Genomic DNA, 12189 nt, shown 5'->3' on the forward strand with positions numbered 1-12189 from the left:
CCGCGCGGCCTATAGGAACCCTCTGCGGGATTTGTTGAGTTCCCACGAAAAGCGAATGAAGATTCTCAGCCGTGACAGGCGGCAGGGACGCAGGCGCCGCTGACCGCCGCTGCGGCGTCGGAGAGCAGGAAGGCGATGACCTGCCCCACCGCCTCCGGCCGCACCCAGCCGCTGGGGTCCGCCCCTGGCATCGCCGCGCGGTTCTGAGGCGTGTCCATCGTGGTGGGCAGCACGGCGTTCACGCGCAGGCCTGTGCCGCGCAGCTCCTCCGCGTAGCTCTCCACCAGCCGCAGCACGGCGCTCTTGGACGCGGCGTAGGGGCCCATCGAGGCCGGCGCCTTCAGCGCGGCGAGCGCGCCGACCGCACAGAGGCTGCCCCTTCCGCGCGGGCGCATCACGGTGATGGCGGCGCGAAAGATATTCAGCGTCGAGAGAAGATTCAGTCGGAACATCGCCTCCCATTCCATGGGCCCCGCCTCGGCGATCGGCTGCATGGCGAACCCGCCCACCGTTTGCGCGACGCCGTCCAGCCGCCCGAAGCGAGCCATCACCCGGGCGATGCCCGCTTCGCAGGAGGCGGCGTCCAGCAGGTCGAGCCCGGGAAGCGCCAGGTGCGCCGCGGGTTCGTCGAGGCCGACCGGCAGCAGGCTCCCAACATCGCCCGTCCGGTCCGCCGCGGCCAGGGCACTGCCTTCCCGCGCGAGGCAGGCGAGCGTGGCGCGGCCCAGATTGCCGGCGGCGCCGGTCACGAGGATCACGCGGCGGGTGTCAGGCATCATGAGTGTCTCCGGGGTGGCGTTCGCTCCAGCGGGCCAGGAGGCCGAGCGCCGGGAAGAGCAGCAGGGCGCGCGCCGGCAGGCCGGGCTCCGGCAGCGCGAGGAGGATCACCGCCGCGAGCGCGAAGGGCGTGAGGCGCTTCAAGCCGGCGGCTCCGCCCGAAAGACCAGAAGCCGGCCCAACCGCTCCACCTGGCCTTCGAGCGTGATGCGGCGGCCGATGAGCGGCCTCAGCGCCGGGCCCATCGGCCCGCCCTCCGTGCTCGCCAGCAGCAGATAGGCATGGCCGAGCAACGGCGCCTCGCTGACGAAGACCGCCGGGATGCCACCATCGAGGCACAGGGCGGCGCAGGCGCGATGCGCGATGCCGGTGCCGGGCCGCATGCCGTCGGCCGCGCATTTGCCGTCGCAGATCTCGCCGGTGATGCGCCAGCGGCCGAGGAACTCGCGCGGAGGTGGGGCGGAATCGCCGCGTGCGACAGGCGGCGCGCCGAGCACCAGCATCGCGATGTCCCCGCGCGAGAGCAGAAAGCCCGCCGCCGTTACGCGCTGGCCGTCCAGGCCCGCGAGATCGCCCGGTGGGCGCTGCTTGCCGTCGCCGGCCAGGAGCAGCGTCCGCTTGTCGCTGCCCGCGCCGATATGCAGCAGCGGATAGGGGCGCAGGGTGAGCACGCCGGTCACGCCGGGCTCGGGCGTGGGCAGGGCGGGCAAGGGGGTATCGGCGGTCGCGAAGCGCGGCCCGGCAGGGTCCTGCGGCGCGAGGCCCAGCACCAGCCCGAAACCGAGCAGCGCGAAGGGCAACCCGAATGCCATGCGCCGCAGGAAGGACCGCAGATGCGCAGGCGGGCGGGTGGCCCAGCCCACGAAGATATCCCTCACCGCAGCACCAGGGCGGGCACATGCGTGCCCGGCGGATTGGCGCGCGGATCGAGCCAGACCCAGCCATCCTCCAGCCGGAGGCGATAGGTCGCGATCCGTTCGGTGAAGGGCGGCGGGGAGCAGCCATCCTCCAGCCGGTACTGGTAGCCGTGCCAGGGGCAGGTGATGCAGCCGTCGAGCACCTGGCCCTCGCCCAGTGGCCCGTGCTGGTGCGCGCAGAGATGGCTGACGGCGGAAAGCCGGCCTTCGTGCCGGAAGATCGCTACCTTCTCGCCCCCTGGTGGGCGGACCACCAGGGCGCGGCCTTCGGGAATCGCCTCGGCGCGCCCGGCGATGACCCAGGGCGCGGCGGGCGCGGGTGGCGTCAGCGCCGCATCCGACCGCGCCTCGCGGGCGCCAGCCATGAGGTGGATTGCGAGCCGCGCGGTCACGGAAAGCGCCAGCAGCAGCGCCAGCGGCAGGGCGCCCGGGTCCTGCAGGCGACCGAAGGCAAGGTGGGCCACCACCGCCGCATAGGCGAGGTAGATCATCTGGTGCAGCGCCTTCCACAGTGCCGGCCCCAGGAAGGCCAACCAGAAATCATGGCTCGTCGCCGCCAGCAGGATGAGGATGCCGAGCGCGAGCATGCCGAAGGCGATGAAGGGCACGGCACCCGGGTCGGCGGTCAGCAGCGCGATGGAGGCGGGAATCGGGCTGAAGGCGAAGTACCAGCCCAGAACCTCGCCCGCATGAGCCAGTGCCAGCACACATGTGACGACGCCGAGGTGGCGGCGGTTGTAGAGCAGCGGCAGGAAGCGACGGTCGAGCCGCGCCAGCGGGCCGATGGCCAGCGCCATGGTCAGCAGCAGGAAGGCAGCGCTGCCGAAGGCGCGCATTCGCAGGCTCTGGTCATCCAGCGGCGCGGCACCGAGGAGCGGCGCAAGCCAAAGATAGGCGCCGAGATAGGCCGCGACACCGCATAGCAGCGACCCATCATAGAAGAGCTTGGCAGGTGTCCAGCTCACGGGAAGGAAGCGGTGGCTCACGGTGGGGCGAGCCGCAGCGGCACCTCCCGCGCCGGCATGGACGCGCGCTGGTACAGCGCCGCGCCCAGCATGAGCGGCAGCAGGACCAGCAATCCACACCAGGCGGCGAGATGCGCCCGCCGATGCCGCACGCGCACGGGCCTATTCCATGCACCAGCCATGGCTGACGATCAGCGATTGCCCGGTCAGCGCGCTGGAACCGGCGGAGGCGAAGAGATGCACCGCCTCGGCCACGTCCTCGACGGTGGTGAACTGGCCATCCACCGTCTCGCGCAGCATCACGTTCCGCACGACCTCCGCCTCCGAGATGCCAAGCGCCCGCGCCTGCTCCGGAATCTGTTTCTCGACCAGGGGCGTGCGCACGAAACCCGGGCAGACGACGTTGGCGCGCACGCCATGCGCCGCGCCTTCCTTCGCCACCACCTTCGCCAGGCCGATCAGGCCATGCTTCGCGGTGACATAGGCCGACTTCAGCCGCGACGCCTCCTTGGAGTGCACCGACCCGATGTAGATCACGCTGCCGCCGCCCTGCCGGTACATCTGCCGGAGGCTGGCCCGGGTGGTGAGGAAGGCGCCGTCCAGATGAATCGCCAGCATCTGCTTCCATACGGCGAAGGGGTACTCCTCGATCGGATGGACGATCTGGATGCCGGCATTGCTCACCAGGATGTCCAGCCGGCCAAAGCGCGCCACGACCTCGGCGACGCCCGCCTCCACCATCGCTTCATCCGCGACGTCCATGGCGACCGGCGCGGCCTGCAGCCCTTCGGCATCAAGCACGGCCGCGGATCGCGTGGCAGCGTCCAGCGAGAGATCCGCCAGCGCCACGATGGCACCCGATTGCGCGAGGCGGCGCGCGATGCCTAGGCCGATGCCGCCGGCGCCGCCGGTTACGATAGCGACCTGGCCGTTGAGGCTCGCTGGGAGCATGGGATGTCCTTCATGGGCTCGGGGGCGACGGGAGGCGGCTTGCTCATCCTGTCTTCTCCCCGGCGCCTGCTGCGGTTACATCGTGCGCCCGGGCGTTCCTGACCCGTGGTAGCGTCGGCAGAAGGGAAGGGGGCGCGGCACCGTCCCGGCTTGATCCGGCAGCATACCGATACGTGCTGGGGCCGGGTCCTGTGCGGTCACCCGGTGCCGAGGCTCAGCGTGGCGAGGTGCCATGCTGACTGCGCTGCGAGACGTGCCAAGGCAGGGCGAGGCGCTCCGCTGCCTCGACCATATAGAAAAGAAGCGTGCCGATCACGCCCAGCACGAAGAGTGCCGCGAAGACCCGCACCGTATCGAACTGCCCCTGCGCGATCAGGATCACATGGCCGAGGCCGGCCGAGCCGCCGACGAACTCACCCACGATCGCGCCCACCAGCGCAAAGCTGATCGCCACCTTCATGCCGACGAAGAGCGCCGGCAGCGCGTTGGGGAAGCGCACCTTCCACAGGATGCGCCACGCCGTGGCCCGATGCACGCGGGCGAGCGCCAGCGCATCGGGGTCCACCGAGCGGAGTCCAAGGGCCACATCCGCCACGATCGAGAAGATGGCCAGCATCACCGCGATGGCGATCTTGGGTTCGGCCCCCGTGCCCATCCAGATGACGAAGAGCGGCGCCAGCGCCACCTTGGGCAATGAGTTCATCACCACGAGGATGGTGGTGATCACACGGTCTGCCCAGCGGGAGGCGACGATCGCGACCGCAAGCGCAACACCGAGCACGACGGAGAGCGCGAAGCCCGTCAGGGTGGTCCAGAGCGTGAAGCCCGCATGGCGCAGGAAATAGCGCGGGCTGGACCAGAGTTCGGCCAGGATGGCGCTGGGCGGCGGCAGCAGGATGGGCGCGGGGGCGAAAACCCAGACCGCCGCCTCCCAAGCCAGCAGCAGTCCAGCGAGGACGGCCAGGGTGCCGCCGATGCCCTGGGTATGGGAGCCGCCCGCCATCGCCTATTCCTTCACGATGCCAAGGCGCGAGAAGAGCCCTCGGATAGCCGCCACATGCTGCGCGAATTCCGGCGTTTCCCGCAGTGCGAGCGGGCGGGGACGCGGCAAGCCGATGTCGAAGACTTCCACGACCCGCCCGGGGCCCGTGGACATGACGGCGACACGGTCGGAGAGATAGACCGCCTCGGCGATGGAATGCGTGACGAAGACTACGGTGCGTCCGCCATCCTGCTGGATGCGCGAGAGCTCGAGGTTCAGGTCGTCGCGCGTCATCGCGTCCAGCGCGCCGAAGGGCTCGTCCATCAGCAGGATCTCGGGCTCGCAGAGCAGCGCCCGGCAGATGGCCGCGCGCTGGCGCATGCCGCCCGAGAGCTCCCAGGGGTGACGGTCGGCGAAGGCGCCGAGGCCGAAGCGGTCGAGCAGCGCCATGGCACGCGCCTCGTGGGCGCGGCGCGGCAGTCCCTGGAATTCGGCGGCCAGCAGGACGTTGTCGCGGATGCTGCGCCAGTCGAGCAGCACGTCGCGCTGGAAGACCATGCCCATGCGCTCCGGCGGGTGCGTGATCGGCGCGCCGCGCAGCGTGATGGCCCCGGAGGTCAGCGGGTCGAGCCCGGCGATCGCGCGCAGCAGCGTGCTTTTGCCACAGCCCGAGGGACCAAGCAGCGAGAGGAACTCGCCTTCGCGCACCTCGAGGCCGACATCGGCGAGGGCCGTGACCGGGCCGCGCGCGGAGGCGTAGGTCTTGCCCCCGCCCCGGACCTCGATGCACAGCCCCATGCGCCGCTCAGCCGACCAGGTCGTTGGTGAAGTAGCTGCCCGCCTGCCAGCCGGCGCGGATAGCGCCCGCCGCCTCCAGCGAGCGCAGGGCGGCCGTCCAGTCCGCCTCCGCCTGCCAGCCGATCGGGCGCCCGGCGCTGGCCGGCGTGTCGAAGAACTCGAGGGTCAGGCGGATCTGGTCGCGCGTCACAGTGCGATCCAGCCGCGCATCGGGGCGCTGGCGCAGCATGGCCTCCACGCCGTCATCCGGATTGCTGCGCAGATGCGCCCAGGCGCGCTGCTGCGTCTCGGCCAGGCGGCGCAGTGCGGGGCCGCGTGCGCGGATGGTCGCCTCGGTCGCGATCAGGCCGTAGCTCGGGAAGCTGATGCCGGCGCTCTCGGCCAGGATGGCGCGGCTTGGCCGCGGGCGCTCGGCCACCGGCAGCGCGGAGGGTGCGGTGGACATCAGCCCGTCGGCGCGCTTGGCGGTGTAGGTGCCCCAAAGCGCAGAGGGGTCCACGAACATCACGTTGACGGTGCTGCGATCCAGCCCACCCGCGCGGAGGAATGCATCGATGAAGGGTGCCCAGGGGCTGGCCGCGAAGACCACGAGGCTGCGCCCGCGGAAATCCTGCACGCGCTGGATCGGGCTGTCGCGATCCACCAGGACCGCGAGGTCGGTGCGGCGGCCGAAGCCCGCGAAGGCGCGCACCGTGGCTCCCTGCTCGCGCGCTTGGGCGATGAGGCCGACCTGGATCTGCCCCACATCGGCCTGGCCGGCATTCACCAACTGGAGCGTATTGCCGCTGCCACGCCCATCCTGGACGTCCACGGTGAGGCCGGCCTCACGGAACCAGCCGCGCGTCTCAGCGAGATGCATCGCAGCCTGCACGCCCCAGGGCGAGAAATCGAGGCGCACGGTGAGGCGCTCGCCCTGCGCGCGGGCGAGGCCCGGCGTGGCGAGGGTGCCGGCGGCGACCAGCACGCCACGACGCGAAAGGCGGAAATCCTTAGTCATGCCCGTTCTCCCTGCTGCTGCCCGCGCAGTCTTGCGGTTTCGATGCTGTTCACGCGACCATTCTCGATCACCACGCCATAGCGGCGCCGTGCTGCGTCCACGCTCACCTTGCCGTTCCAGACATCCAGCGCGACCGCTGCGGGGTCCCGCGCCAGGGCCGGGCCATGTCCACCGCCGCCCGCCTGGTGATGGGTGAGGAGCTGGCCGCGCTGCATGCGCATGGTCACCTTGCCGGGAATGGCCTCGCGCGCGTTACCCTCGCCGAGCCAATTGGCCGCTACGCCGCCGGGCTCACCGCCATCCAGGCCATAGGGGGCGAAGCGCAGCCGGTCGGCACGGAGCTGAAGCACCGCATCTTCCGCCAGCAAGCGATAGCTGCGCGCAAGGCCCATGCCGCCGCGGAAGCGGCCCGGCCCGCCGCTGTCGGGCACCAGCGCGTATTCTTCGATGCGGACCGGGTGCTGGCGCTCCAGGACCTCGATCGGCGTGTTGGAGAGGTTCTGCGAGGGATTGGTGATCGCCTCGATGCCGTCCTGGTCGGGGCGGCCGCCCCAGCAACCGCTGATCATGTCCACGATGATGAAGGGCCGGTTGTCCGGGTGGCGGCCGCCGAGGCAGACCACCGTGTTCCCCCCCTCGCCGGCGGCGGGAATGATGTCGGGCACGATCTGCGCCAATGCGCCGAACATCGTGTCCATCACGCGGTAGCCGGTGAGCGCACGCGCGGCGACGGGCGCGGGAGAGATGGGGTTCAGCACGCAGCCTTCCGGCGCCGTCACCTCGATGCAGCGGAATACGCCGGCATTGTTCGGGATGTCGCCGCGCAGCGCGCAGCGCACCGAGAGAAAGCTGTTGGACTTGGTGAAGGAGAGGGTCGAGTTGATCGCCGCGCGCACCTGGGGCGAGGAGCCGGCCCAATCCACCTTGAGCGTGCCGTCGCCGACGACCGTGATGGCGACGGTGAGCGGCACAGGCTCCTCCGAGAGTCCGTCACTGTCGATATGATCGGTGAAGCGATAGATGCCAACGGGCCAGGTGGCGATCTCGGCGCGCGCCATGCGCTCCGCGTAGTCGAGCAGTCCCGCCAGGTGCCCGCGCATGCCCTCCACGCCGTAGCGGTGCACCAGCGCACCCAGTTCCCGCGCGCCGACCTGGCAGGCGGCGTATTGCGCGCGCAGATCGCCCAGCACGATCTCCGGCACGCGGACGTTCAGCCCGATCATCGCTGAGAGCGTGTCGTCCATGACGCCCGCGCGATAGAGCTTGAGCGGCGGGATACGGATGCCTTCCTGGTAGATCTCCGTGCTATCGGCGGCGTTGGAGCCGGGCACGCGACCGCCCATGTCCGTGTGGTGGCAGATCACCACGGTCCAGGCGAGCAGCTCGCCCCCTTCGAAGACCGGGTAGAACATGAAGATGTCGGGCAGGTGCATGCCGCCCGAATAGGGATCGTTCATCACCACCGCATCGCCCGGGGCGAGCTGGCCGCCCCAGCGCGCCTGCACGGCGGCCATCGCCTCCGGGATGGCACCCAGATGCTGCGCGATTGTCTTGGCCTGGGCTACCATCTCGCCTTTCGCGTCGCAGATGGCGGCGCTGTAGTCCATCACATCCTTCACGATTTCGGAGCGCGCGGTGCGGATGACGGTGTAGGCCACCTCGTCCACGATCGCGTCCATCGCGTTCTTGACGACGGCGAAGGTGATCGGATCCTCAGGCATCGGTCGCCTCCATCTCGATGACCACGGTGCCGGAACCCGCGGCGCGCGCCGTGCAGCCGGGGGGTACGATGATCGTCGTATCGTAGCTTTCCAGGATCGCCGGGCCATGAACAGGCCCATCCGAAAGGGCGGCGCGCGGCAGGAGGCGCGTGGCTACGGGGGGCTGCCCGCGGGCAAAGGAGACGAGGCGCTCGCCCACCGCGCCGGCCAACGCCCGCGCATCGAGCGAAAGGGAGGGGAAATCGATGCGGCCCTCTGCCCGGCCGATGGCGGAGAGGCGTAGATTGACGAGTTCGACGGCTTCGCCGGCGGCGGTGTAGCCGAAGGTCTCGCCATAGAGGCGCTCGAAGCCGGCATGCAGCGCGCCGGCGGCGAAGTCGCTGACGGGTACCGTGAGCTGGGATGACTGGCCAGAGTAACGCAGGTCCGCCGCGAAGCGCAGTTCGACCGTCTCCGCCGCATAGCCCTCATGGGCGAGTGCCGCATGCCCGGCCCGCGCCATTTCTTCTCGGGCGGCGGTGAGCTCGGCCGGCGTCACCTGTGCGAGCGGCTTGAGCAGCGGATGGACGAACTCATGCACGGCCTCCGCCGCCAGCATGCCGGCGGCCGAGAAGACGCCCGCCACGGGGCTGATCAGCACGCGGCGAATGCCGAGCAGCCGCGCCACATCCACCGCATGCAGCGGCCCGCCGCCGCCGAAAGCCATCAGCGCCAGGTCGCGCGGGTCCTTGCCGCGCTCCACCGTCACGGCGCGGATGGCGCGCGCCATGTTCACATTGGCCACCTGGCGGATGCCATGCGCCGCCTCCTCGACCGTGAGCTTCAGCGGGTCTGCGACGCGCGTGGCGATGGCGGCGCGCGAGAGCGCCGCATCGACGCGCAGCGAGCCGCCAGCGAGCGCCGCGGGGTTGAGATAGCCCAGCACCATGTTCGCATCGGTCACGGTAGGCTCGGCATTGCCGCGCCCGTAGCAGGCCGGCCCCGGATCGCCGCCTGCGCTTTGCGGGCCCACGACCAGCAGCCCGCCCGCATCGATGCGCGCGATGGAACCGCCGCCCGATCCGACTTCCGCGATGTCGATGGCCGGCACCTTGAGCATGTAGCCGGCGCCCTTCACGAAGCGGGAGGGCGTGCTGATGCCGTCGCGGAACTCGTACTCGGTGACCAGCGAGGGCTGGCCGCCCTCGATGATCGCGGCCTTGGCCGTGGTGCCGCCCATGTCGAAGACGATGAGATCGCGGGCGCCGATGCCGTCGCCAAGGCGGGCCGCACCTGCGACGCCACCGGCGGGGCCTGAGCCGACCGCGAAGACTGGCCGTTCGCGCGCCGTATCCAGGCCGATCATTCCGCCATTGGAGGCCATGACCTGTACCGGCGCCATGATGCCGATGGCAGTGAGGCGCCGCTGCAGGCGCGAGAGATAGCCCCGCATGGCTGGTAGCAGGTAGGCGTTCACCACGGCCGTGCTGGTGCGTTCATACTCCTTGATCTCGGGCAGCACCTCGCAGGAGGCGGTGACGAGGAGCTGCGGCGCAGCCGCGCGCAGCAGGGCGGCGGCTTTCCGCTCATGCGTGGGATGCGCGTAGGAGTTGATGAAGCAGATCGCCACCGCCTCCACGCCCTCGGCCGTGAAGAAGCCCGCTGCCTCGCGGACACTCTCCGCGTCGAGCGGCGTGACCACGCTACCATCGGCCGCGATGCGCTCCCGCGCTTCCAGCCGCCAGCGGCGGGGCACAAGTGGCTCGGGCTTGCGCCAGGCCAGGTCGAACATGCCGGGCGTGCGGATGCGCCCGATCTCCAGCACGTCGCGGAAGCCCTGGGTCGTCAGCAGGCCTGTGCGTGCGCCGGCCTTCTGCAGGATCGTGTTGGAAGCGACGGTGGTGCCGTGCACGATCTCACTCACCTGGCGCGCATCGAGCCTGGCCTCAGCGATGACGGCGGCGATCCCGGTCGCCACGCCTTCGCCGGGGTCGTGCGGTGTGGTCGTCGTCTTGTTGACGACGATCCGCCCGCCCGGAAGGGCCAGCACCACATCGGTGAAAGTGCCGCCGACGTCCACGCCGATGCGTGCCTGCATTTCCGGTTGAACTCCAGTGTGGAAGGCCAGCATTTATATTGACCAAGTGGTCAATAACGGGAACCATGGTCCGAATGAAGCATCCTCGTCAACCACGAAAACGCGGCTCGCGCGATGCTGAGGGGGCCAAGGCCGCCATCCTGGCCTCGGCCGTGAGCGAGTTCACGGAGAAGGGTCTCGCAGGCGCGCGCATGGACGTGATCGCGCGTGGGGCCGAGGTGGCCAAGGGCCTTGTCTTTCACCATTTCAGCTCGAAGGAGGGGCTGTGGATCGCGGCGCTGGAGCATGTCTATGCGCTGCTGCGCACCGGGCAGGATGCGGCCGCGCTGGATGCGTTGGGTCCGGTGGAGGGGATGAGGCGCCTGGCGCATGACACCTTCCGCCTGTTCCGTGCGCATCCCGAAATCGTGGCGCTCATGAACGAGGAGAACCTTCATCGCGCGCGCCACTTGCGCGCCGCCGCGAACATCCCACGCCTGTACAATCCGCTCTTCGCGACCCTTGAGCGACTGCTGGCCGACGGGCGGGCGCAGGGGCTGTTCCGCGAGGATGTGGATGTGACAGCGCTCTACGTCGCCATGTCGGGGCTTGGCTATTTCTACTGCGCCAATCGGTGGACTCTCTCCGCGGCCTTCGCGGGCGATCTGTTCCGACCGGAGCGCATCGGGATCTATGAGGAGATGCTGGGCGAAATGGTGTTGGCCTATCTCCGCCGGGATCGGCCCTTCGCCTGAATCCACTTGCATTGCATACAGCGCTGAATAATGCTGCTGAGATGCGTGCTGCGAAAGCCCCGCCGTCGAAGATCGAGCCCGCGCGGGGCAGTGCGGGCGACACGGCCTATGAGGCGCTGCGCGGCATGCTTCTCATCTTTGAACTGCGTCCTGGCGAAAGACTGAACGAGGTCCAGTTGGCCGAGCGCCTTGGCCTCTCGCGCACGCCGGTGCGCGAGGCGCTGAACCGCCTGGCGGCCGAACGCTTGGTGCTGGCGCGGGGCGGCCACGGGTTCTACGTGCGCGACCTCGACCTCAAGGAGGCGATGGACCTCTACGAGTTGCGTACTGCGCTTGAAGTCACGGGATTTCGCCAGGCCTGCGAGAGGGCGAAGGCGTCTGACATCACGACGCTGCGCCGATCCTGGCGTGCCGCGCTTCGTCAATCCAGCCAAATGAGCGATCGCGCGGCGATGGTGGGCGAGGATGTACGGTTCCATGAGGCGCTTTGCGCGCTGGGCGGCAACATGGAGTTGCTGCGCATGCTGGGCGAGGTGAACGCTCGCACCACCTTCATTCGCTGGGCCTATGCCACCGGGCCACGCCCGGAGCTGAATTTCGACGAGCATGATGCGCTGCTGGAGGCCCTTGTGGCACGCGACGCGACCAGCGGTGCCGAGATCCTGGCCCGCCACATCGGCCGGCGTGCCGAGGCGCTGACCAGCCTGCTGGCGCCCTCTCGCGCCTTCCCAATCATCCCCCGTAGGAGGAATCCCTGATGCCCGACACCCCTATGCCGCAAGCGCCGCTTGTCGTCGTGCAGCCCGATGAGGCGCGCTCCTTCTGGCAGCCTGTGCCGGCCAATGGCTTCGTGCGTTGCATGCTCGCCTCCAACGAAATCGGCGCGGAGACGCCCTTCTCGATGGGCACGCAGCTGGTGGACGCCGGCTGCTTCGTGCGTGAACACGTCCACCCCGACAATGAGGAGGTGATCTTCGTGCTGGAGGGCAGCGGCGAGGCGTTGCTGAACGGCACGGACAAGGTGCCGATGAGCAAGGGCACCTGCATCTTCCTCGGCAAGGGTCGGTCTCACCGCTTCCAGGCGAGCGATGACGGCCCGATGACCTTCATGTGGTTGATGATGCCGGGTGGGCTCGAAACCTTCTTCGCCCGTATTGGCCGTGAGCGGAAGGCGGGCGACCCGCAGCCGCCGAACTTCCCGCGCCCCGCGGATGTGTTGCAGATCGAGGCCGAGACCGTCTTCGGCACGCTTCCTCGCAAGGCCTGACCG

The 12189-nt window shown here is 69.7% G+C and carries 14 protein-coding genes; 3 read left to right on the plus strand and 11 right to left on the minus strand.

Features of this window, described 5'->3' with window-relative positions:
* Positions 1-65 precede the first annotated feature (65 nt).
* The 11 genes from ACQ860_RS22865 to ACQ860_RS22915 all read right to left on the minus strand — a co-directional run bounded on the left by ACQ860_RS22865 (position 66) and on the right by ACQ860_RS22915 (position 10185).
* A complete protein-coding gene (locus ACQ860_RS22865; RefSeq protein ID WP_431305603.1) occupies positions 66-776 on the minus strand; it encodes an SDR family NAD(P)-dependent oxidoreductase in 711 nt (236 codons plus the stop codon).
* On the minus strand, positions 769-921 hold the full coding sequence (locus ACQ860_RS22870; RefSeq protein WP_431305604.1) for a hypothetical protein: 153 nt from the start codon (positions 919-921) through the stop codon (positions 769-771). Before ACQ860_RS22870 ends, ACQ860_RS22865 begins: the two co-directional genes overlap by 8 nt.
* Complete coding sequence (locus ACQ860_RS22875) at positions 918-1589, minus strand: hypothetical protein (protein WP_431305605.1); 672 nt, start codon at positions 1587-1589, stop codon at positions 918-920. Before ACQ860_RS22875 ends, ACQ860_RS22870 begins: the two co-directional genes overlap by 4 nt.
* A gap of 62 nt (positions 1590-1651) precedes the next feature.
* Positions 1652-2659: a Rieske 2Fe-2S domain-containing protein gene (locus ACQ860_RS22880; RefSeq protein ID WP_431305606.1), complete on the minus strand. Its 1008-nt coding sequence runs from the start codon at positions 2657-2659 to the stop codon at positions 1652-1654.
* A 17-nt stretch (positions 2660-2676) separates the two neighbouring features.
* A complete protein-coding gene (locus tag ACQ860_RS22885) occupies positions 2677-2817 on the minus strand; it encodes a hypothetical protein (protein ID WP_431305607.1) in 141 nt (46 codons plus the stop codon).
* Between the two features lie 4 nt (positions 2818-2821).
* Complete coding sequence (locus tag ACQ860_RS22890) at positions 2822-3610, minus strand: 3-hydroxybutyrate dehydrogenase (RefSeq protein ID WP_431305608.1); 789 nt, start codon at positions 3608-3610, stop codon at positions 2822-2824.
* A 214-nt stretch (positions 3611-3824) separates the two neighbouring features.
* Positions 3825-4613, minus strand: a complete 789-nt coding sequence (locus ACQ860_RS22895; protein ID WP_431305609.1) for an ABC transporter permease — start codon at positions 4611-4613, stop codon at positions 3825-3827.
* Between the two features lie 3 nt (positions 4614-4616).
* Complete coding sequence (locus ACQ860_RS22900; protein ID WP_431305610.1) at positions 4617-5390, minus strand: ABC transporter ATP-binding protein; 774 nt, start codon at positions 5388-5390, stop codon at positions 4617-4619.
* Positions 5391-5397: 7 nt separating this feature from the next.
* Positions 5398-6387, minus strand: coding sequence for an ABC transporter substrate-binding protein (locus tag ACQ860_RS22905; RefSeq protein ID WP_431305611.1), 990 nt, complete (start codon positions 6385-6387; stop codon positions 5398-5400).
* Positions 6384-8108, minus strand: a complete 1725-nt coding sequence (locus ACQ860_RS22910; RefSeq protein ID WP_431305612.1) for a hydantoinase B/oxoprolinase family protein — start codon at positions 8106-8108, stop codon at positions 6384-6386. The genes ACQ860_RS22905 and ACQ860_RS22910 overlap by 4 nt, the downstream gene beginning before the upstream one ends.
* Positions 8101-10185 carry a hydantoinase/oxoprolinase family protein gene (locus ACQ860_RS22915; RefSeq protein WP_431305613.1) on the minus strand — a complete coding sequence of 695 codons (2085 nt, stop codon included), beginning with the start codon at positions 10183-10185 and terminating at the stop codon, positions 8101-8103. The genes ACQ860_RS22910 and ACQ860_RS22915 overlap by 8 nt, the downstream gene beginning before the upstream one ends.
* Positions 10186-10259: 74 nt before the next feature.
* Here ACQ860_RS22915 and ACQ860_RS22920 point away from each other — a divergent pair, with 74 nt between their 5' ends.
* Genes ACQ860_RS22920 through ACQ860_RS22930 form a run of 3 tightly spaced genes read left to right on the plus strand, consistent with a single transcriptional unit; the run spans position 10260 to position 12186 of the window.
* Positions 10260-10919 (plus strand): TetR/AcrR family transcriptional regulator, encoded by a 660-nt coding sequence (locus ACQ860_RS22920; RefSeq protein WP_431305614.1) that lies wholly within the window; start codon positions 10260-10262, stop codon positions 10917-10919.
* Between the two features lie 41 nt (positions 10920-10960).
* The gene (locus ACQ860_RS22925; RefSeq protein ID WP_431305615.1) at positions 10961-11677 is read left to right on the plus strand and encodes a GntR family transcriptional regulator; all 717 of its coding nucleotides are present in this window, start codon (positions 10961-10963) and stop codon (positions 11675-11677) included.
* Positions 11677-12186, plus strand: coding sequence for a cupin domain-containing protein (locus ACQ860_RS22930; protein WP_431305616.1), 510 nt, complete (start codon positions 11677-11679; stop codon positions 12184-12186). The genes ACQ860_RS22925 and ACQ860_RS22930 overlap by 1 nt, the downstream gene beginning before the upstream one ends.
* Positions 12187-12189 lie beyond the last annotated feature (3 nt).

This window comes from Sediminicoccus sp. BL-A-41-H5, assembly GCF_050632405.1.
GTDB lineage: Bacteria > Pseudomonadota > Alphaproteobacteria > Acetobacterales > Acetobacteraceae > Roseococcus.